At 58.8% G+C, this 19,086-nt stretch carries 18 protein-coding genes; 6 read left to right on the top strand and 12 right to left on the bottom strand.

The features are described from left to right. Positions 1-43 precede the first annotated feature (43 nt). Positions 44-556, top strand: coding sequence for a dihydrofolate reductase (locus U6037_RS27535; RefSeq protein ID WP_322845162.1), 513 nt, complete (start codon positions 44-46; stop codon positions 554-556). A gap of 89 nt (positions 557-645) precedes the next feature. Here the strand turns inward: U6037_RS27535 and U6037_RS27530 are convergent, their stop codons facing one another. Next, positions 646-2,037, bottom strand: a complete 1,392-nt coding sequence (locus U6037_RS27530; protein WP_322845161.1) for an L-cystine transporter — start codon at positions 2,035-2,037, stop codon at positions 646-648. A 240-nt stretch (positions 2,038-2,277) separates the two neighbouring features. On the opposite strand from U6037_RS27530, the gene U6037_RS27525 reads away from it, so the two are divergent. Beyond that, on the top strand, positions 2,278-3,339 hold the full coding sequence (locus tag U6037_RS27525; protein WP_064116295.1) for a hypothetical protein: 1,062 nt from the start codon (positions 2,278-2,280) through the stop codon (positions 3,337-3,339). A gap of 87 nt (positions 3,340-3,426) precedes the next feature. On the opposite strand, the gene ilvD is transcribed toward U6037_RS27525, so the two are convergent. The 6 genes from ilvD to U6037_RS27495 form a co-directional block, all read right to left on the bottom strand. Further along, a complete protein-coding gene (gene ilvD, locus U6037_RS27520) occupies positions 3,427-5,268 on the bottom strand; it encodes a dihydroxy-acid dehydratase (protein WP_322845160.1) in 1,842 nt (613 codons plus the stop codon). A 268-nt stretch (positions 5,269-5,536) separates the two neighbouring features. Beyond that, positions 5,537-6,769, bottom strand: a complete 1,233-nt coding sequence (locus U6037_RS27515; RefSeq protein WP_322845159.1) for a multidrug effflux MFS transporter — start codon at positions 6,767-6,769, stop codon at positions 5,537-5,539. Continuing rightward, on the bottom strand, positions 6,762-7,739 hold the full coding sequence (locus U6037_RS27510; protein WP_322845158.1) for a diiron oxygenase: 978 nt from the start codon (positions 7,737-7,739) through the stop codon (positions 6,762-6,764). The genes U6037_RS27515 and U6037_RS27510 overlap by 8 nt, the downstream gene beginning before the upstream one ends. Beyond that, positions 7,736-8,809 (bottom strand): SagB family peptide dehydrogenase, encoded by a 1,074-nt coding sequence (locus U6037_RS27505; RefSeq protein ID WP_322845157.1) that lies wholly within the window; start codon positions 8,807-8,809, stop codon positions 7,736-7,738. The genes U6037_RS27510 and U6037_RS27505 overlap by 4 nt, the downstream gene beginning before the upstream one ends. Before the next feature lie 437 nt (positions 8,810-9,246). Then, complete coding sequence (locus U6037_RS27500) at positions 9,247-10,443, bottom strand: class I SAM-dependent rRNA methyltransferase (protein WP_016983220.1); 1,197 nt, start codon at positions 10,441-10,443, stop codon at positions 9,247-9,249. 173 nt (positions 10,444-10,616) lie between these two features. Continuing rightward, on the bottom strand, positions 10,617-11,156 hold the full coding sequence (locus tag U6037_RS27495) for a type 1 glutamine amidotransferase domain-containing protein (RefSeq protein WP_322845156.1): 540 nt from the start codon (positions 11,154-11,156) through the stop codon (positions 10,617-10,619). A gap of 227 nt (positions 11,157-11,383) precedes the next feature. Between U6037_RS27495 and U6037_RS27490 the strand changes: the two genes are divergently transcribed. The 3 genes from U6037_RS27490 to U6037_RS27480 all read left to right on the top strand — a co-directional run bounded on the left by U6037_RS27490 (position 11,384) and on the right by U6037_RS27480 (position 13,414). Next, the gene (locus tag U6037_RS27490; protein ID WP_177330936.1) at positions 11,384-12,196 is read left to right on the top strand and encodes an HDOD domain-containing protein; all 813 of its coding nucleotides are present in this window, start codon (positions 11,384-11,386) and stop codon (positions 12,194-12,196) included. 12 nt (positions 12,197-12,208) lie between these two features. Continuing rightward, complete coding sequence (gene mutM / locus U6037_RS27485) at positions 12,209-13,021, top strand: bifunctional DNA-formamidopyrimidine glycosylase/DNA-(apurinic or apyrimidinic site) lyase (RefSeq protein ID WP_007913582.1); 813 nt, start codon at positions 12,209-12,211, stop codon at positions 13,019-13,021. 69 nt (positions 13,022-13,090) lie between these two features. Next, positions 13,091-13,414, top strand: a complete 324-nt coding sequence (locus tag U6037_RS27480) for a multidrug transporter (RefSeq protein WP_322845155.1) — start codon at positions 13,091-13,093, stop codon at positions 13,412-13,414. A 125-nt stretch (positions 13,415-13,539) separates the two neighbouring features. Here the strand turns inward: U6037_RS27480 and U6037_RS27475 are convergent, their stop codons facing one another. From U6037_RS27475 to U6037_RS27455, 5 genes are all read right to left on the bottom strand, one after another. Further along, entirely contained in the window at positions 13,540-13,791 is a 252-nt protein-coding gene (locus U6037_RS27475; protein ID WP_311971942.1) for a YfhL family 4Fe-4S dicluster ferredoxin, read from the bottom strand. 148 nt (positions 13,792-13,939) lie between these two features. Further along, positions 13,940-14,419 carry a pantetheine-phosphate adenylyltransferase gene (gene coaD / locus U6037_RS27470; RefSeq protein WP_003229157.1) on the bottom strand — a complete coding sequence of 160 codons (480 nt, stop codon included), beginning with the start codon at positions 14,417-14,419 and terminating at the stop codon, positions 13,940-13,942. A 115-nt stretch (positions 14,420-14,534) separates the two neighbouring features. Next, positions 14,535-16,130, bottom strand: coding sequence for a GMC family oxidoreductase (locus U6037_RS27465; RefSeq protein ID WP_322845154.1), 1,596 nt, complete (start codon positions 16,128-16,130; stop codon positions 14,535-14,537). 119 nt (positions 16,131-16,249) lie between these two features. Further along, complete coding sequence (locus U6037_RS27460; protein WP_322845153.1) at positions 16,250-16,795, bottom strand: twin-arginine translocation pathway signal protein; 546 nt, start codon at positions 16,793-16,795, stop codon at positions 16,250-16,252. A gap of 29 nt (positions 16,796-16,824) precedes the next feature. After that, positions 16,825-18,255 carry a coniferyl aldehyde dehydrogenase gene (locus tag U6037_RS27455; RefSeq protein ID WP_322845152.1) on the bottom strand — a complete coding sequence of 477 codons (1,431 nt, stop codon included), beginning with the start codon at positions 18,253-18,255 and terminating at the stop codon, positions 16,825-16,827. Between the two features lie 146 nt (positions 18,256-18,401). On the opposite strand from U6037_RS27455, the gene U6037_RS27450 reads away from it, so the two are divergent. Next, the gene (locus U6037_RS27450; RefSeq protein ID WP_007913599.1) at positions 18,402-19,073 is read left to right on the top strand and encodes a TetR/AcrR family transcriptional regulator; all 672 of its coding nucleotides are present in this window, start codon (positions 18,402-18,404) and stop codon (positions 19,071-19,073) included. Positions 19,074-19,086 lie beyond the last annotated feature (13 nt).

Raw genomic sequence — 19,086 nt, 5'->3', positions numbered from 1 at the left:
TGGCGCTTATCGGGGTAAGCGCGGCTCTGGTATCCTCGCCGGCATGACTAAATCACTCCCCCTCAGCCTGATCGCAGCCCTCGGTGAAAACCGCGTGATCGGCGTCGACAACAGCATGCCCTGGCACCTGCCGGGGGACTTCAAATACTTCAAGGCCACGACCTTGGGCAAGCCGATCATCATGGGTCGCAAGACCTGGGATTCGCTTGGCCGTCCGTTGCCGGGCCGCCTGAATATCGTAGTCAGCCGTCAGGCCGATCTGGTGCTGGAAGGTGCGGAAGTGTATCCGTCGCTGGAAGCTGCGGTGATTCGCGCCGAGGAATGGGCGAAAGCGCAGGGCGTCGATGAGCTGATGCTGATTGGTGGCGCGCAGTTGTACGCGCAAGGACTGGCGCAGGCGGATCGTCTGTATCTGACGCGCGTGGCGTTGAGCCCGGAAGGGGATGCGTGGTTTCCGGAGTTTGATTTGAACGAGTGGAAATTGGTTTCCAACGTTGAAAACCCGGCGGTTGAAGATAAGCCGGCGTACAACTTCGAAGTCTGGGAAAAAGCCTAAAAGATCGCAGCCTGCGGCAGCTCCTACACGGTATCCGTGTTTCCCTGTAGGAGCTGCCGAAGGCTGCGATCTTTTGATCTTGCTTTACATCACGCCTGAGCCAACTCCGCATGCTCATCGGCATCCAGCAGCTCTTTATCCGTCTGCTGCATCACCTGACTGGTAATCGCACCGGCCGTAATCGAACCACTCACGTTCAACGCCGTGCGGCCCATATCAATCAGCGGCTCAACCGAAATCAGCAACGCCACCAGTGACACCGGCAAACCCATCGCCGGCAGCACGATCAGCGCCGCGAACGTCGCGCCGCCACCCACACCGGCCACACCCGCCGAACTCAAGGTCACAATCGCCACCAGCGTCGCGATCCACAGTGGATCCAGCGGGTTGATGCCCACGGTCGGCGCAACCATCACTGCCAACATCGCCGGGTACAGACCGGCACAACCGTTCTGGCCGATGGTCGCACCGAACGATGCCGCAAAACTCGCCACCGACTGCGGAATCCCCAGACGACGGGTTTGCGCTTCAATGCTCAGCGGAATGCTCGCCGCGCTAGAGCGGCTGGTGAACGCGAACGTCAGCACCGGCCAGATCTTGCGGAAGAAGCGCAGCGGGTTGATCCCGGCCGCCGACACCAGTACGCCGTGCACGACGAACATCAGGCCCAGACCGAGGTACGACACCACGACAAAACTGCCGAGCTTGATGATGTCCTGCAGGTTGGAACCGGCGACCACTTTGGTCATCAGCGCCAACACGCCGTAAGGGGTCAGCTTCATCACCAGACGTACCAGACGCATCACCCAGGCTTGCAGGGTGTCGATGGCGTTGATCACTTTCTGGCCTTTCTCGACGTCATCCTTGAGCAGTTGCAGCGCCGCAACCCCCAGGAACGCAGCGAAAATCACCACGCTGATGATCGAGGTCGGCTTGGCCCGCGCCAGATCGGCAAACGGGTTTTGCGGGATGAACGACAGCAGCAGTTGCGGCACATTCAGGTCGGCAACTTTGCCGGCGTAGTCAGTCTGAATGGTTTGCAGACGGGCCATTTCCTGAGTGCCAGCGACCAGACCTTCGGCAGTGAGGCCGAACAGGTTGGTCAGGCCGATGCCGATCAGCGCCGCAATCGCGGTGGTGAACAGCAGGGTGCCGATGGTCAGGAAGCTGATCTTGCCCAGCGACGAGGCGTTGTGCAGGCGTGCTACGGCGCTGAGGATCGAGGCGAACACCAGCGGGATAACGATCATTTGCAGCAACTGCACGTAGCCGTTGCCGACCAGATCGAACCAGCCGATCGAGGCTTTCAGCACCGGGTTACCGGCACCGTAAACAGTGTGCAGAGCCACGCCGAACGCGACGCCCATCGCCAGCGCGAGCAGGACTTTTTTCGCCAGACTCCACGTGGTGTGGCGGGTTTGCGCCAGACCGAAGAGCAGGGCGAGGAACACCAGCAGGTTGAGAATCAACGGTAGATTCATGAGAACTCCAGAAAGACTTTGCCAACAGCCTTCCGGGGCTGCTGCGAACCGGCAAGCCTAACAGCTTGATTTGCAATGATTTAATACCGAAATCTTAGGGCGTCCGTCGTTTTTGGAATAAGCCCGTGTCGCTCTCGGCAATGCATCTGGCGCGATAGGGACGTGGGCGGTCGCTGACAGGCGAGGACTGTCACACATATTTGTTAGCGTCGATCTCTTTGAATCAGGGAGAAGAGGCTTATGAAGTTCGCACCGAAATTTCTGGCTGTCGCACTGACGGTGGGCATGGGCCTGGCTACTCAGGCGTTCGCTACTGACCTGAAACACTGGCCGGCCGATCAGGCCAAGGCGCTGGATGCGATGATCGCCGCCAATGCCAACAAGGGTAACTACGCGGTGTTCGACATGGACAACACCAGTTACCGCTACGACCTCGAAGAGTCGTTGTTGCCGTTCATGGAAAACAAGGGCCTGATCACCCGCGACAAACTCGATCCTTCCCTGAAACTGATGCCGTTCAAGGACACCGCCGACCACAAGGAAAGCCTGTTCAGTTACTACTATCGCCTCTGCGAAGTCGACGACATGGTCTGCTACCCATGGGTGGCGCAGGTGTTCTCCGGCTTCACCCTCAAAGAGCTGAAGGGCTATGTCGATGAGCTGATGGCCTCGGGCAAACCGGTGCCGGCGACGTATTACGAAGGGGATGTGGTCAAGAAACTCGACGTCAACCCGCCGAAAATCTTCACCGGCCAGCAGGAGCTGTACAACAAGCTGATGGAGAACGGCATCGAGGTCTACGTGATGACCGCCGCCTCTGAAGAGCTGGTGCGCATGGTCGCGGCGGATCCGAAGTACGGCTACAACGTCAAACCGCAGAACGTCATTGGCGTGACCACGCTGCTGAAGAACCGTGAAACCAACGAACTGACCACCGCGCGCAAGCAGATCACTGCCGGCAAATATGACGAGAAGGCCAACCTTGGGCTCGAACTGACGCCGTATCTGTGGACGCCGGCGACGTGGATGGCCGGCAAGCACGCAGCGATCCTGACCTACATCGATGAATGGAAAAAACCGGTATTGGTCGGTGGCGATACCCCGACCAGTGACGGTTACATGCTGTTCCACGATGTCGATGTGGCGAAGGGCGGGATTCACCTGTGGATCAACCGCAAAGACAAGTACATGACGCAGTTGAACGGCATGATGGCCAAGCATGCAGCGGCGCAGGCCAAGGAAGGTTTGCCGGTGACGGCGGACAAGAATTGGGTGATCGTCAAGCCAGAAGAAATCCAATAAAAGCAGCTGATAGCGGCGAGCCGCAAGCTGCAAGCAAGAGCCACGTTGCTCTTTCTTGCAGCTTGCGGCTCGCCGCTTTGAGCTTTTTCAGATCCCGTCGAGCATCGCTTTGTTACGCACAGCACCTTTGTCGGCACTGGTCGCCAGCAAGGCATAAGCCTTAAGGGCGGTGGTCACTTTGCGTGGACGAATCTCGACCGGTTTCCAGCCCTTCTTGTCCTGCTCGGCGCGGCGTGCAGCCAGTTCTTCATCGCTGACCAACAGGTTGATCGAGCGGTTCGGAATGTCGATCAGTACTTTATCGCCATCCTGCACCAGACCTATCGCGCCACCGGCTGCAGCCTCTGGCGAAGCGTGGCCGATGGACAGACCCGAAGTACCGCCGGAGAAACGACCGTCGGTGAGCAATGCACAGGCTTTGCCCAGGCCTTTGGATTTCAGGTACGAGGTCGGGTAGAGCATTTCCTGCATGCCCGGTCCGCCTTTCGGGCCTTCGTAGCGAATGATGACGATGTCGCCAGACTTCACTTCGTCAGCGAGGATGCCGCGTACGGCGCTGTCCTGGCTTTCGAAGATCTTCGCGTTGCCTTCGAAGACGTGGATCGACTCGTCGACACCGGCGGTTTTCACCACGCAGCCATCGAGAGCGATGTTGCCGTACAGCACGGCCAAACCACCTTCTTGCGAATAGGCGTGTTCAACGCTGCGGATGCAGCCGTTTTCACGGTCGTCATCCAGGGTTTCCCAACGGGTCGACTGGCTGAACGCCGTCTGCGTCGGGATACCGGCCGGGCCGGCCTTGAAGAAGTGGTGCACGGCTTCATCGTCAGTCTGGGTGATGTCCCACTTGGCGATGGCTTCTTCCATGCTGCGGCTGTGCACGGTCGGCAGGTCGGTGTGCAGCAGACCGCCACGGGCCAGCGAACCGAGGATGCTGAAGATGCCGCCAGCACGGTGCACGTCTTCCATGTGGTACTTCTGGATGTTCGGCGCCACTTTGCACAACTGCGGAACGCTGCGCGAAAGACGGTCGATGTCGCGCAGGTCGAAATCGATCTCCGCCTCTTGGGCGGCAGCGAGCAAGTGCAGGATGGTATTGGTCGAACCGCCCATCGCGATGTCGAGCGTCATCGCGTTCTCGAACGCTTTGAAGTTGGCGATGTTGCGCGGCAGCACCGATTCGTCATTCTCGCCGTAGTAACGCTTGCACAACTCGACGATGGTGCGGCCGGCCTGCAGGAACAGTTGTTCGCGATCGCTGTGGGTGGCGAGGGTCGAACCGTTGCCCGGCAGTGCCAGACCCAGTGCTTCGGTCAGGCAGTTCATCGAGTTGGCGGTGAACATGCCGGAGCACGAACCGCAGGTCGGGCAGGCGCTGCGCTCGTACTCAGCGACTTTCTCGTCAGAAGCGCTTTCGTCGGCGGCGATCACCATGGCGTCGACAAGGTCGAGGCCGTGGGACGCGAGTTTGGTCTTGCCGGCTTCCATCGGGCCGCCGGAAACGAAGATCACCGGAATGTTCAGGCGCAAGGCAGCCATCAACATGCCCGGGGTGATCTTGTCGCAGTTGGAAATGCACACGATGGCGTCAGCACAGTGGGCGTTGACCATGTACTCGACGGAGTCGGCGATGATCTCGCGGCTCGGCAGCGAGTACAGCATGCCGTCGTGGCCCATGGCGATGCCGTCATCCACGGCGATGGTGTTGAATTCTTTCGCTACACCGCCAGCGCGTTCGATTTCACGGGCGACCAGTTGGCCCAGATCCTTCAGGTGCACGTGGCCCGGTACGAACTGGGTGAAGGAGTTGGCAATGGCGATGATCGGCTTTTTGAAGTCGTCATCTTTCATCCCCGTGGCGCGCCACAGTGCGCGGGCACCGGCCATGTTGCGGCCGTGGGTGGATGTTTTCGAGCGGTAATCTGGCATGGAGCACTCCGGGCGGCTAATCACTTACTAATCAGGTGCAAAAGGGGAGTGAGCTTCTATTGACGTCTGGAACACTCAGAAATGGCCGTGTGTCCGTGATGTTGCCGATGACGTTGCGGGATCGCCGCTGGTCTCAGCCTGAGCTCATAAACCCGCCGGGGGATGAATGGCGATGAATCAGCCGATTCTACACCGCTGGCGTCTGGAGGGAATGGCGCAAAGCGTTGTTCCAGCGCAGACGGTGTATATGGAATGACGGCCGGCAGGTTTAATCACCACCGGACTGCACTGCGGCATTGGCTTCATGCTCTCTGGCGCGACGGCTGAGCTTGTTGTTGAGTACCAGCGCTATCGTGCTCAGCAGCACAAAACTGTAGCCCAGCGTCGATTGCAGATTGGCCGGACTGAGGCTGATCAAGGCGCTGATCAGCCCGCCACAAATAAAGATGATCGTGCTGCCCGCCGAGGCCGAGGTGCCGGCGTTTTCCGGAAACAGGCCCATGGCCCGCGAGGTGGCGGCGGGGCGGGCAATGGTGGTGCCGGCGGTGCAGATCAGCATCGGGATCAACACCGTGGTCGGCGCCAACACATGATTGGCTGCCAGGTACAGCATTGCCAGTCCCGACAGCAGTATCAGGCTTAGCCCGGTGAAGATTTGCTGCACCGGCGTGATGCGTCGATTGAGAACCGCCGCGATGATCCCGCCGACAACGTAGGCCGCACCGTAAACCAGCAGGATCAGCGAAAAGTCATAAGGCGCGAGTTGCAGTTGGTCCATGAAAATCAGCGGTGAAATCACGATGAACGAAAAGTGGCAGGCGAAGGCAAACGCCGAAATCAGCCAGTAGCCCACAAACTCGAAGTCGCCCAACACGCGTCGATAGGACTGAATGAAGCCGATCGGCGAACCCCCCGAGGCTGGACGGCTGCTCGGTAAAAACAGCCAGGCCTTGATCAGCACCATGGCGGACAACGCGGTAAACACCCAAAAGCTGCCGCGCCAACCGAGTGTGGCTTGCAAAAAGGTCCCGGCCAGCGGCGACACCGAAATGAAAATCCCCGTGGCCGTGACCATCAGGATACGCAAGCGGTCGCGCTCCTCGCCTTCAAACAGATCCTGCACCAGCGCCTGGGACAACACGAAACAGCCACAACCCAAGGCCTGTATCACCCGAAAGACCAGGAATAGCGTGTAATCGGAGGTCAGCACGCAGCCGAGCGCGCCCAGCATCGATACGCTCATGCCGGCGAGTAACAAGCCTTTGCGCCCGATCACGTCCGAGAGAGGGCCGATCAGCAACTGGGCAAACGCGATCCCCACGGCGAACAGGCTGATCGACAGTGCGATATCCGCCGGGGAGCTGCGAAAGTGTGCCGCCAATGCGGGAAATGAAGGCAGCAGAACATCCAGTGGAAACACGCCCAGCAGCACCATGGCCAGCAACAGGCTGACAGCAGCGCGGCGCTGCGTTGTGGTTACCACGGATTTTCCTTTATCCATCGATCAGTCCTGCCTTGGCAAAAAGTTTCTGGTTATGAGGAAGTGCGAAAAAACCGGCCTTGCGCAGTGCTTCCAGCGTTGCAATGGAGCCTGACCGTGCGCGTGCTCGATTGGCGTGCGCCGTTGCCATGCTGCCGATGATGTCCCTCACATCGCTGTCGGCAATGCCTGCTCCTCGCAAACTCTGTTGCAGCCAGTGTTCGTCGACCTCGAAAAAAATCCCGATGATCTCCAGCAGTGTTTTGCTGACAAACAGGCGCTGGCGGCTGTTCATGGACAGCCAGAAATAATGGAACACTTCGGCGAAGTAACGGCTGTGGCGGGCTTCATCAGTCAGATGGTCGCGCAGCATGTCGCTCACGCTGGAGACCAGGCTGTCGCGACAGACGTCCAGCAGCTCTCGGGCGATGATGGTTTCCGAGACGAAGCCGAGCAGAAACCATGCCAGTGGCCGGTTCTTTTCCGGCGTGCGAGCGATCAATGCGTTAAGGCGGGTGATGCGCTTCGGAATCACCGGACGTCCAGTGATCCCGTAGAAGCTGGCGATCTGCTCAGCGAGTCGATTGGAGAACAGTGCGTGGTAGCCCTCATCGGTGTAGAGCTGCAACGCTGCGTGTTTCATTGCCAGAGGCACGTAGATGGGCAGCTCACGGTGCACGATGACTTCCACTGCACGATTGACGATGCGGTGTTCGAGCAGGGTGGTGTAATCGAGAAAATGCACCAGATGGTTGGCTGATAGCCGATGCAGCACATCACGCCCGGCCGCTTGAATGGCCGGATGTGCCAGATAGGGCAGAAACGCAGGTGGAAACCAGTGGCGGGTTTGCAGTTGCAGCGGCACATCGTCGGGCAGTTGATAATCATGGGTACTGCTGCGCACGGAAGCACGGCTCTCCCAATCACCCAAGGTGAATTTGAGTGCCCATGACACCGGCGCTTCATCCGGGTCCGCAATTGACTGGCTCATGCCTGCCCCTCGCGCAACAGTTCGCGCATCTCGTGGCACATCACCTGTCCATCGCTTTCTCCGCAGCCAACAAAAAACAGCGGTTGTTCAGCGCTACCCTCGAGATTGAGGAGGGCTTCGACCCGACGGTCGGCAAATGCCCCGGTCAGCCAGGTGTTGAGACCCAATGCCGTGGCGACGAGTTGAAAGGTTTGCGACAGGTGACCGGCTTCAACGAAGGCCATGCGATAGGCCCGCGAGTGTTCATATTTCCACCAGAGCCGGTCAAAACGGGCGGTAATGAACAATCCCAGTGGCAGGTTGTTGATGAAGTGCTGGCCGCCGAGCAAATGGCCCAGGGCAGGCTCAGGCAATGGATTGACCCGGCTCAGGGAATGATCGTCCGGATGGTAGGCATAAATGCCAGGTTCCAGATCAACAACATTCCGCACCAGCAAGAAGCCTTCGCAGGCGTTCAGGCCTCCCCCGGAAGGGCTGCTTCGACGTGCGCCAAGGCCTGTGGCGATGCTGTCGTCACAATCTCCTTCACGTTCGTGCAGATAGCCGAGAGAAAGGTAGAGCAGAGTGCCGACGTCATTGAGCGTCATCGCTGCACCGGTGTAGCTGCGACAGGTTTTGCGCTGAAACAGCGCATTTTTCAGGCTGTCATTACCCAATGAGCACGGAGCGGGCAGGGCAATACGTTGCTCAGGTTCAGGCTGCGGGCCGTCGGTCGCGGGAGGCGGAGTGGCCAATACCTCATTGCAATGCGCGAGATATTGACTGGCCCACTCATGGATGTTCTGAGGTGGATATTCACACGGAATATTTTGCGTACCGATGTGATAGATCTTCGACAATTCGTCCCAGCCCCATTTTGGAACGTCTATTTTTGAAATGGTTAGTATGTCCGCGTTTAATAGTTGTATGTCTATTATGTTGTCGGCGTCGAACAGGTCTGGCTTGTTTATTAGTTGGGCGAAGCGAGAGGCGTAGTTTAAGTCGAGCTCGTGTTGAGTATGGTTTTTATAATTCCATACAATTTGTCCGGGCGAGCGCGGCAATATAAATAGATAAGGATTGATGTGCATGTGGGGCGATTCTCTCTGGATAAAGTCAAAAGGACGCCGGGTTGCCGGCACTCCCCGGCGTCCTGACTCACTTAGCGGGTTTTGGAAGCAACCAGAAAAGCCAGGTTTGCAATTTTTTTACTTTCCAGAGAAATACTTTTCATGATGTGAACTCCTTGTTCGTTGATAGTTGAAGTCACCTCGTGGTGACAACTTCATAATAGTTTGTAATGGATTATTGGCAAGAGGATATTAAGTAGGAAATTTCCAGTAATTTTGTCGGAGCAGTCTTTAGCCGGAAATAAACTTGTAGGGTAAGTTTCAATAATTAAAGGACGTAAGGAAATATCCTGCACGTCAGCGAGAAAATAATTGTAGGAAGTATTGGGAAATAGCGAGGAGGAAGGGTGGCACGCAAAAAAACGGGGAGCCTTCTGGCTCCCCGTTATCCGCATGGATCAGCTGTTGGGCAGCAAGCGGCAGGTAATGCTCTTGATGTAGCGGGTTTCAGCGATGGCCGGGTGCACCGGGTGATCCGGGCCCTGACCGCCACGCTCCAGCAACTGGATGTTGCGATCCAGGTGGCGGGCGCTGGTCAGCAGGATGTTCTGCAGATCATCTTCCGGCAGGTGCATCGAGCATGACGCGCTGACCAGGATGCCGTCCTTGTTGAGCAGGCGCATGGCTTGCTCGTTCAGGCGACGGTAGGCGCCTTCGCCGTTTTTCATGTCTTTCTTGCGTTTGATGAACGCTGGCGGGTCGGCAACGATGACGTCGAAGCGCTCTTCGCTGGCCTTGAGTTCTTTCAGGGCTTCGAAGACATCGCCTTCGATGCAGGTCATCTTGTCGGCGAAACCGTTCAGTGCAGCGTTGCGCTCTACACCATCGAGGGCGAAAGCCGAAGCATCGACGCAGAACACTTCGCTGGCGCCGAATGCGGCAGCCTGTACGCCCCAGCCACCGATGTAGCTATAGAGGTCGAGGACGCGTTTGCCTTTGGCGTACGGGGCCAGGCGTGCGCGGTTCATGCGGTGATCGTAGAACCAGCCGGTTTTCTGACCCTGAATGACCGGGGCTTCGAATTTCACGCCGTTTTCTTCCAGCGCAACCCACTCCGGCACCAGGCCGAACACGGTTTCGACGTAGCGGTTGAGGCCTTCGGCGTCGCGTGCGGCGGAGTCGTTCTTGAACAGGATGCCGCTTGGCTTGAGCACTTGGGTCAGTGCGGCGATCACGTCATCTTTATGCGCTTCCATGGTGGCCGAAGCGATCTGCACGACGAGGATGTCGCCGAAACGGTCGACGACCAGGCCTGGCAGCAGGTCGGAATCACCGTAGACCAGACGATAGAACGGTTTGTCGAACAGGCGCTCGCGAAGTGACAGGGCCACGTTCAGGCGGTGCACCAGCAGCGATTTGTCTAGTTGCACTTTGATGTCGCGCGACAGCAGGCGAGCGCAGATCAGGTTGTTCGGGCTCATCGCCACGATGCCCAGCGGTTTGCCGCCGGCAGCTTCGAGGATGGCTTGATCGCCGGCCTGGAAGCCGTGCAAAGGGGTGGCGGCTACATCGATTTCGTTGCTGTAGACCCACAGGTGACCGGCGCGCAGGCGACGGTCGGCGTTGGCTTTGAGGCGCAAGCTAGGCAGGGACATGACGTCGCTCCGGAAAAAAGAGCGGGAGTATACCGTGTTGGCGCTTGGGCCGGGTTTGATGAGCGATGAAACGCAGATGGACTCTTCGCGAGCAGGCTCGCTCCCACACAGGGCTTGTGACCGACACAAGACCAATGTGGGAGCGAGCCTGCTCGCGAATGCGGTTTTGACTTCTACGCAGAAAGCGCGTTGATCAACTCCTTGTTGAACGCCGGAATATCATCCGGCTGCCGACTGCTGATCAGGTGACCATCCTTGACCACTTCTTTATCGACCCAATTGGCCCCGGCATTTACCAGGTCATCCTTGAGCGTCTTGTAACTGGTCATGGTCTTGCCGTTGACCAGTCCCGCCGAGATCAGCAACCAGCCGCCATGGCAAATCACCGCGATCGGTTTACCGGCAGAGGCACCGGTCTTGACCAGGTGCTGGGCGTCTTGATCAATGCGGATGGTGTCGGAGTTCTGCACGCCGCCCGGCAGGACGATCGCGTCGTACTGCTCGCTGCTGGCGGCCTGGAAGGTCTGGTCGACCTTGAAATCGTCTGCCGGTTTGTCGTGATTCCAGCCTTTGACCTTGCCAGCCTCGGCCGAAAGGATGTCGACCTGCGCGCCAGCCTGTTCCAGCGCTTGCTTGGGACCTGTCAATTCAACTTGTTCGAAACCATCGGTTACCAAAAAAGCGACGCGCTTGCCGTTTAGGGAAGTGGCCATCGATAAGCTCCTGAGTCTGCGGGAATTTGTTGCCGCGTCGGACAGAAACTGTCCAGCGGGCCTTACAAAATCCGAAGCCTGAGCTTGAATGAAAGTTCCTGCGATGTGCCCATCGGTGTGTCGCCCTGCGGTTTCAGCGGTTAGAATCGCCGCCTGTCCCAGAGTGTGTACTTATGTCCCAAGAGCTGACCACCGAACAGATTCAACAATCGCTGCAAGGCATCAGTGTGCCGGCGCAACCGCAGATCATGGTGGATCTGCAAATGGAGCAGTACATGCCTGACCCGGATCTGGAGGTGATCGCCAAGTTGATCGCCCAGGATCCCGGCCTGTCCGGCTCGCTGCTGAAAATCGTCAACTCGCCGTATTACGGTCTGAGCAACAAGATCACCTCGATCCAGCGTGCAGTGAATCTGTTGGGCAGCCGCTCGATCATCAACCTGATCAACGCGCAGTCGATCAAAGGCGAAATGAACGACGACACCATCGTCACCCTCAACCGTTTCTGGGACACCGCCCAGGATGTGGCAATGACGTGCCTGACGCTGGCCAAGCGTATTGGCACTCAAGCGGGTGACGAGGCTTACGCTTTGGGTCTGTTCCACGATTGCGGCGTGCCGTTGATGCTGCAACGGTTCCCCAATTACATGACGGTGCTGGAAAAGGCTTACGCCAACGCCAGCGCCGAATGCCGGGTGGTCGACACCGAGAACAGCGAGTTCAATACCAACCACGCGGTGGTTGGCTACTACACCGCCAAGTCCTGGCGCCTGCCGGAACATGTCAGCGCGGCGATCGCCAATCACCATAATGCGTTGGCGATTTTCAACGATGAGTCGTCGCGCAACAGCCAGATGAAAAACCTGCTGGCGATTCTGAAAATGGCCGAGCACATTTGCGCGTCTTATCGCGTGCTGGGCAACCAGACCGAAGATTTCGAATGGAACGCCGTCGGGCCGTTGGTACTCGACTATGTAGGGCTGTCGGATTACGACTTCGAAACCCTCAAGCAAACGATCCGCGACCTCGGCGCGCATTGATTCGAGAACGCCATGCCTGAACTGCCGGAAGTCGAAACCACCCGTCGCGGGATTGCCCCGCATCTGGAAGGCCAGCGCGTCAGCCGGGTGATCGTGCGTGATCGGCGATTGCGCTGGCCGATCCCCGAAGACCTCGATGTGCGTCTGTCCGGGCAGCGCATCGTGCTGGTCGAACGTCGTGCCAAGTATCTGTTGATCAACGCCGAAGTCGGTACGTTGATCAGCCATTTGGGCATGTCGGGCAATTTGCGTCTGGTCGAGGTCGGATTGCCGGCGCTCAAGCACGAACACGTCGATATCGAGCTGGAATCGGGGTTGGCGCTACGCTACACCGACCCACGGCGCTTCGGCGCGATGCTGTGGAGCAATGATCCACTCAATCATGAACTGCTGATTCGCCTTGGCCCGGAGCCACTGACCGATCTGTTCGATGGTGAGCGTCTGTTTCAGCTGTCGCGCGGGCGGTCCATGGCGGTCAAGCCGTTCATCATGGACAACGCGGTGGTGGTCGGCGTCGGCAATATCTATGCGACCGAAGCGCTGTTTGCTGCCGGGATTGATCCGCGCCGCGAGGCGGGAGGGATTTCCCGCGGGCGGTATCTGAAGCTGGCGATCGAGATCAAACGTATTCTTGCTGCCGCCATCGAGCGTGGCGGCACCACGCTGCGTGATTTCATCGGTGGCGACGGCCAGCCGGGCTATTTCCAGCAGGAGCTGTTTGTTTATGGCCGTGGCGGCGAGCACTGCAAGGTCTGTGGCACCGGGCTGCGTGAAGTGAAGCTGGGTCAGCGTGCCAGTGTGTTCTGCCCGCGCTGCCAGAGCTGAGGTAAAAGGCTGAAAAAGTCCTACGGTCTATAGTGAGTTGTCTCACTGTTCAGCCCGAAGGATCGTGCCATGAAGTTCTTGCAAGTCCTCTTTGTTGCGCTGCTGCTGTGTTCCAGTCTGGCTGTTCAAGCCGCGGAAAATGGCAGTGGCGATCCGCGTTACACCATCCAGAATCCACCGGCTTACGCCATGCTTGGCGATTTGCTGATTGCCCGACCTTTACTAGTGGTGGCGACGGTAATTGGTGCGGGGGCGTTTGTCGTGTCGTTGCCGTTTACCGCACTGGGTGGCGGGATCGGCGATGCGGGGCAGGCGTTGGTGGTGGATCCGGCGAAAGCGGCGTTTGTGCGGTGTCTGGGGTGTATGGGGGAGGGGTTTGAGCAGCGCGAATGAGCTGATCAGGATTTTGCTGTGTGGCTGAAGGCCTCATCGCGAGCAGGCTCACTCCTACAGTTGAAATGCGTTCCAATGTAGGAGTGAGCCTGCTCGCGATGGCGTCGGTACAGGGCGCTGAAAAATCAGACCTTGCCGGTAATCTTGCGGTACTTGTCCATCAACTGTTCTTCAGTCTCCGGATGAGCCTCGTCCAGCGGAATGCAATCCACCGGGCAAACCTGCTGGCATTGCGGTTCGTCGTAGTGGCCGACGCACTGGGTGCACAGGTTCGGATCGATCACGTAGATCTCTTCGCCTTGGGAGATGGCGGCGTTCGGGCACTCGGGTTCGCAGACGTCGCAGTTGATGCAATCGTCGGTGATGATCAGGGACATGCTAACTCCAGCCGGGGCGGCAGGCCCGGGCGCTATAAATCAATGCGCGCAATTGTGCCGCATTGGCGAGCGCAGTGCACGCGGGCGCGATCAAGGGCACTGAACTGCGATCATTTTAAGATCAAAAGATCGCAGCCTGCGGCAGCTCCTACTTTTTGAAGCGTAGGGTCAGGGCGTCAGCCACGGCGGGGTGGACGAACTTGCTGATATCGCCGCCCAGCGCGGCAATTTCCCGCACCAGCGTCGACGAAATGAACGAATAACGCTCGGACGGCGTGAGAAACAGGCTCTCGACATCCGGGGCCAGCTGGCGGTTCATGTTGGCCAGCTGAAATTCGTATTCGAAGTCCGACACCGCGCGCAGACCACGCAGGAACACATTGGCGTTCTGCTCTTTGGCGAAATGTGCCAGCAGTGTCGAGAAACCGACCACTTCCACATTAGGCAGGTGTTTGGTGACCTCGCGAGCCAGTTCGACCCGTTGTTCCAGCGGGAACAGCGGGTTTTTCTTCGGGCTGGCAGCGACTGCAATAATCACGTGATCGAACAGGCGCGAGGCGCGTTCGACCAGATCGCCATGGCCCTTGGTAATAGGGTCGAAGGTACCTGGGTACAACACTCGGTTCATCGCGTCGTCCTGGCGGGAGTCCGTTGGGGAGTCGGATGGTATCGCAGCCGTCCCGGTCGGCCAAGTCGCCTGTTGGGTAAGAAAGCACTATAGACGACGCGAATAATCGGTTTTTTCACGGGTTTCTCAGTCGATCGGCGAGGGATGTCGCCAGTTGCGCGGTCAGGCCATACACCGACAGCTGCGGGTTGGCGCCGATGCTGGTGGGGAACAGCGAGCCGTCGTGGATCGACAGATTAGCCAGTTGATGATGCCGGCCGAGACTGTCGGTGACCGCGCTTTTCGGGTCTTCACCCATCGCGCAGCCGCCCATGACATGCGCGCTGCCCAGACGCGTGCGATACAACTCGAGGCTCAAACCATCGATCAGCGTGCGTGCCTCGGCCAGGTTCTTCACGTAACGGGCGTCGGCGTGCATCGGCATGACCGATTTCGCGCCGCCGGCGAACTGGATTTCGGCCATGACGTGAAACGCCCGGCGCAAGCCTTCCCAGGCATAGGGCGAAATCTGGTAGTCGAGCACCGGCGAACCATCGCCCCGCAACTCGACTGCACCGCCCGTGCTGTCCGGGTGGAAGCCATCACGCAGCAAAGCCAGCATGGCGTGTGTGTGCGGCAGGTCCGCCATGTGTTGCGCACTCTCCTGGCCAAAGCCACCGAGCAGCGTGGCAGCCAGCGCCGGATGCAGCGGCGGTACTTCGAGTTTGAAGGCCATCGGCCCGGTGGTGCCGTCCTTCCACTGGAAATGGTCGGAATAGATCGACTGCGGCGCCCCGTAAAACGGGTTGATGACTTCGTCGAAGCGCGCGGCGGACATGTTCACCGGGTGCAGGAAGGTGCGCTTTCCCAGGTTTTCATGCGGGTCGGGAGCGTCCGAGCGCAGCAACAGCGCCGGACTGTTGATGCCACCGCCGGCCAGTACGTAGTGCTTCGCCTTGATGTTGATTTTGCGCCCGGTCGGTTCGACGCAACGCTCATCCATCGCCACACATTGCAGACCAGTGACTTTGTCGCCGCTGATCAGCAGCTTCTCCGCGCGGGCCAGATAAAGCAGTTCGCCGCCCTTTTCCAGCGTTGCCGGAATCGTCGTCACCATCATCGATTGCTTGGCGTTGGTCGGGCAGCCCATGCCGCAGTATCCGAGGTTCCAGCAGCCACGTACGTTGCGCGGAATCACATGCCAGCTGTAACCGAGTTGCTCGCAGCCTTTGCGGATCACGTCGTTGTTAGCGTTGGGTGGGACCATCCACGGGGCGACGCCGAGGCGCTGCTCCATTTTCTCGAACCACGGCGCCATCTCGGCGGGGCTATGGCCTTTGACGTTGTGTTCTTTGGCCCAGTGTTCGAGGGTCGGCTCCGGGGTGCGGAAACTCGATGTCCAGTTGATCAGCGTGGTACCACCGACCGCGCGTCCCTGGAGGATGGTGATCGCGCCGTCCTTGCTCATGCGGCCGATGCCTTCCTGATAGAGGCTGCTGTAAGCCTTGTCTTCAAGCATTTTGAAATCGGAACTGGTTTTCAACGGGCCTTCTTCGATCAGCAGGACTTTGTAGCCGGCAGCGCTGAGGATTTCCGCCGTGGTGCCGCCACCGGCGCCGCTGCCGATGATTGCCACGTCGGCTTCCAGGGTCAGGTCGTCGCTCAGTTGTGAGCCGTTGTAGGTTTTCCAGCCTCGGGCGAGGCCTTCGCGGAACGGGTCGGGTACGGGCATCGATCAGGTTCTCTTGTTTTTGTTGTTCTGGCGGGTCTCATCGCGAGCAGGCTCACTCCTACATTTGGAATGCAACCCCCTGTAGGAGTGAGCCTGCTCGCGATAGGTGCGACTCGGTCTCAGACCGAAGGCGGGCCGGGATAACCGCAATGCGCCCAGGATTCTGCGCGGGTGTACCAGGCCATCATCACCATCTGCTGTAGCGAGCTATGCCCCATGCGCAACAGGCTCAGCGAGCTGTTTTCCCAGCGATCAAGAAAATGCCGCATCGCTTCGGCACTGGCGTTTTCCCAACTGCCCCAGATCCCGGTGAGTGGCCCGCGCGTCACCGCCATACCGAGGACGTCGAACAGTTGCCGGGTCAGTTTGAGCATCTCCGGCGACAGGTGATCGAGGCTGTAGTCCAGCGACTTGAGCGTGCCTTCAACAGCGCTTGGCAGTTTCTCGGCCGCCACGGCGCCGTCGAGCATCACTGGAATCAGTGCGCGCAGAAACAGCAGATCGCCGTCGCGCAACGACACAAAACCATTGGCCGCGACGCTCGACGAGCAACCGCTGAGGCTGGCGCCGAGTCCGGCGGTGGCAAGGAAAGCCGTAGCGGCGAGGCTGAATTTCAGCAGGCCACGGCGGGACAGTGCAGGTGTTTCGGTCAGGCTTGGGTGCATTGTTTTTATTACCCGGCGGTGACGAAGGTTTAGCGAATGAACAGCTTCTGGATCAGCCTCTGAATCGATGTGCCGTAGGGCGGGTAAATCAGTCTGGCTGCGTTGAAGCGCTGTTTAATCAGCACGCCTTTGGCTTTGCTGAAGGTCAGGAAGCCTTCGTGGCCGTGGTAGTGGCCCATGCCGGAAGCACCGATACCGCCAAACGGCATATCGTCCTGAGCCACATGCAGCAACGTATCGTTCAGGCACACGCCGCCGGAATGGGTCTCATGCAGCACGCGGTTCTGTTCGCGTTTGTCGTAGCCAAAGTAGTAAAGAGCCAGAGGACGTGGCCGCTTATTGATGTAAGCAAATGCCTGCTCCAGATCCTGATACGGCACGATTGGCAGCAGCGGGCCGAAGATTTCGTCCTGCATGACGGTCATGTCGTCGCTGACATTCAGCAGCACACTGTGCGGCATGCGTCGGCCCTGGCCCTGCTCGAACAGCGGAATCAATAGCGCGCCCTTGCTGGTGGCATCGCTGACGTAGCCGTTGAGCCGGGCCAATTGGCGTTCGTTGATGATCGCGGTGTAGTCCGGATTGTCGGTGAGTGTCGGGTAAAAACCCTGCACGGCCTGGCGATAGGCTTCGACGAAAGCGCCGACCCGATCTTCCGGCACCAGCACGTAATCCGGGGCAACGCAGGTCTGCCCGGCGTTGAGGGTTTTACCGAATGCGATGCGTTCGGCGGCATCCTTGAGCGGGACATCGCGGGAGACGATGGCCGGCGACTTGCCACCTAACTCCAGCGTCACCGGGGTGAGGTTTTCGGCGGCGGCGCGCATCACGTGTTTGCCGATGCTGGTGGCCCCGGTAAACAGCAAGTGGTCGAAGCGCAAGCGGGAGAACGCCACGCCGATGTCGGCTTCACCGAGCACTACACAGACCAGGTCTTCGGGGAAAATCCGCGCCAGCAGTTCTTTCATCAACAAGCCGGTGGCCGGGGTCGATTCGCTCAGTTTGAGCATCACCCGGTTGCCCGCCGCCAAGGCGCCGACCAGCGGGCCCACCGCCAGATACAACGGGTAATTCCACGGCACAATGACGCCGACTACGCCGAGAGGCTGATACACCACTTTCGCCGACGCTGGCTGGAACGCGATGCCGACCTTGCGCCGCGAAGCTTTCATCCAGCCTTTGAGATGACGGCTGGCGTAATGAATACCATGCAGGCTTGGCATCAGCTCGGCGAGCAGGGTTTCATCGGCGCTGCGATGACTGAAATCGGCGCTGATCGCCTCGATCAATGCCTGACGCTCGTTGCTCAGCAAATCGCTCAGCGCCTTGAGCCATTGCTGGCGTTGGGCGGCGGGCGGCATCGGGTTCGCGGCATACGCGGCCCGCTGCGCCTCGAACAACCTGTCCAGCTCCGCCAGGGGTTGTTGCAGCGTTTGCAGGTAAGCAATGTCGGCAGTCATGGTCTGCTCCGGATTTATTGTAGTGATGAACTTTTTAGAGTCTATGCTCTAGAAAGTCAAATGACTTCCCTGCACAGCAGTGTTTTATCCATTTCCGGTTAGGTCGTAAGATGCCCCCCAACGCACTCTGAATTAAAGCTCAAGCCATGGCCCCACGAATAAAAACCAGCGAGCGTATCGTGCTCAACAGCCTCGAACTGTTCAACCAGCAGGGCGAGCGCAGTATCAGCACCAATCACATTGCTGCCCACATGGAAATTTCTCCGGGCAACCTGTACTACCACTTCCCCAACAAGCAGGCGATCATCGCCGTGTTGTTCAGTGAGTACGAAAGCCTCGTCGACAGTTTTCTGCGCCCGCCGCAGGGGCGTGCGGCGACGGTCGAAGACAAGCGTTTCTATCTCAAGGAACTGCTCTCGGCGATGTGGCGCTACCGCTTTCTGCACCGTGATCTCGAACATCTGCTCGACAGCGACCCGGAGCTGGCCGCCCGCTATCGGCGCTTTTCCCAGCGCTGCGTGATTCAGGGCGCGGCGATCTACGAAGGTTTTGTTGCCGCCGGGATTCTCGATATGGACCGCGTGCAGATCGAATCCCTGACCCTCAACGCCTGGATCATCCTGACATCCTGGGTGCGCTTCCTGTGCACCACCCGCGAAAACTCCAACCACCTCAGTGAACAGGCCATTAAACGTGGCGTGTACCAGGTGCTGGTGCTGGAAGCCGGGTTTGTTACCGAACAGGCGCGTGACGAGGTCAATGCGTTGTTCGAGGAGTTCTACGTGCCGCTGGCCCAGGCCCTTGAAGACGTGAAATAAACCGTTCTGTTGA

Origin of the sequence: Pseudomonas sp. B33.4 (assembly GCF_034555375.1) — a bacterium.
In the GTDB taxonomy this organism is placed as follows: Bacteria; Pseudomonadota; Gammaproteobacteria; order Pseudomonadales; family Pseudomonadaceae; genus Aquipseudomonas.
Note: the sequence above shows the minus strand (reverse complement) of the source record. Positions and strands in the feature narration are given on the sequence as shown.

Bases quoted from the DNA above. Each gene is read 5' to 3' on its own strand.
- U6037_RS27535 (WP_322845162.1), top strand. From the start codon at position 44: ATGACTAAATCACTCCCCCTCAGCCTGATCGCAGCCCTCGGTGAAAAC.
- U6037_RS27530 (WP_322845161.1), bottom strand. From the start codon at position 2,037: ATGAATCTACCGTTGATTCTCAACCTGCTGGTGTTCCTCGCCCTGCTC.
- U6037_RS27525 (WP_064116295.1), top strand. From the start codon at position 2,278: ATGAAGTTCGCACCGAAATTTCTGGCTGTCGCACTGACGGTGGGCATG.
- ilvD (WP_322845160.1), bottom strand. From the start codon at position 5,268: ATGCCAGATTACCGCTCGAAAACATCCACCCACGGCCGCAACATGGCC.
- U6037_RS27515 (WP_322845159.1), bottom strand. From the start codon at position 6,769: ATGGATAAAGGAAAATCCGTGGTAACCACAACGCAGCGCCGCGCTGCT.
- U6037_RS27510 (WP_322845158.1), bottom strand. From the start codon at position 7,739: ATGAGCCAGTCAATTGCGGACCCGGATGAAGCGCCGGTGTCATGGGCA.
- U6037_RS27505 (WP_322845157.1), bottom strand. From the start codon at position 8,809: ATGCACATCAATCCTTATCTATTTATATTGCCGCGCTCGCCCGGACAA.
- U6037_RS27500 (WP_016983220.1), bottom strand. From the start codon at position 10,443: ATGTCCCTGCCTAGCTTGCGCCTCAAAGCCAACGCCGACCGTCGCCTG.
- U6037_RS27495 (WP_322845156.1), bottom strand. From the start codon at position 11,156: ATGGCCACTTCCCTAAACGGCAAGCGCGTCGCTTTTTTGGTAACCGAT.
- mutM (WP_007913582.1), top strand. From the start codon at position 12,209: ATGCCTGAACTGCCGGAAGTCGAAACCACCCGTCGCGGGATTGCCCCG.
- U6037_RS27480 (WP_322845155.1), top strand. From the start codon at position 13,091: ATGAAGTTCTTGCAAGTCCTCTTTGTTGCGCTGCTGCTGTGTTCCAGT.
- U6037_RS27475 (WP_311971942.1), bottom strand. From the start codon at position 13,791: ATGTCCCTGATCATCACCGACGATTGCATCAACTGCGACGTCTGCGAA.
- coaD (WP_003229157.1), bottom strand. From the start codon at position 14,419: ATGAACCGAGTGTTGTACCCAGGTACCTTCGACCCTATTACCAAGGGC.
- U6037_RS27465 (WP_322845154.1), bottom strand. From the start codon at position 16,130: ATGCCCGTACCCGACCCGTTCCGCGAAGGCCTCGCCCGAGGCTGGAAA.
- U6037_RS27460 (WP_322845153.1), bottom strand. From the start codon at position 16,795: ATGCACCCAAGCCTGACCGAAACACCTGCACTGTCCCGCCGTGGCCTG.
- U6037_RS27455 (WP_322845152.1), bottom strand. From the start codon at position 18,255: ATGACTGCCGACATTGCTTACCTGCAAACGCTGCAACAACCCCTGGCG.
- U6037_RS27450 (WP_007913599.1), top strand. From the start codon at position 18,402: ATGGCCCCACGAATAAAAACCAGCGAGCGTATCGTGCTCAACAGCCTC.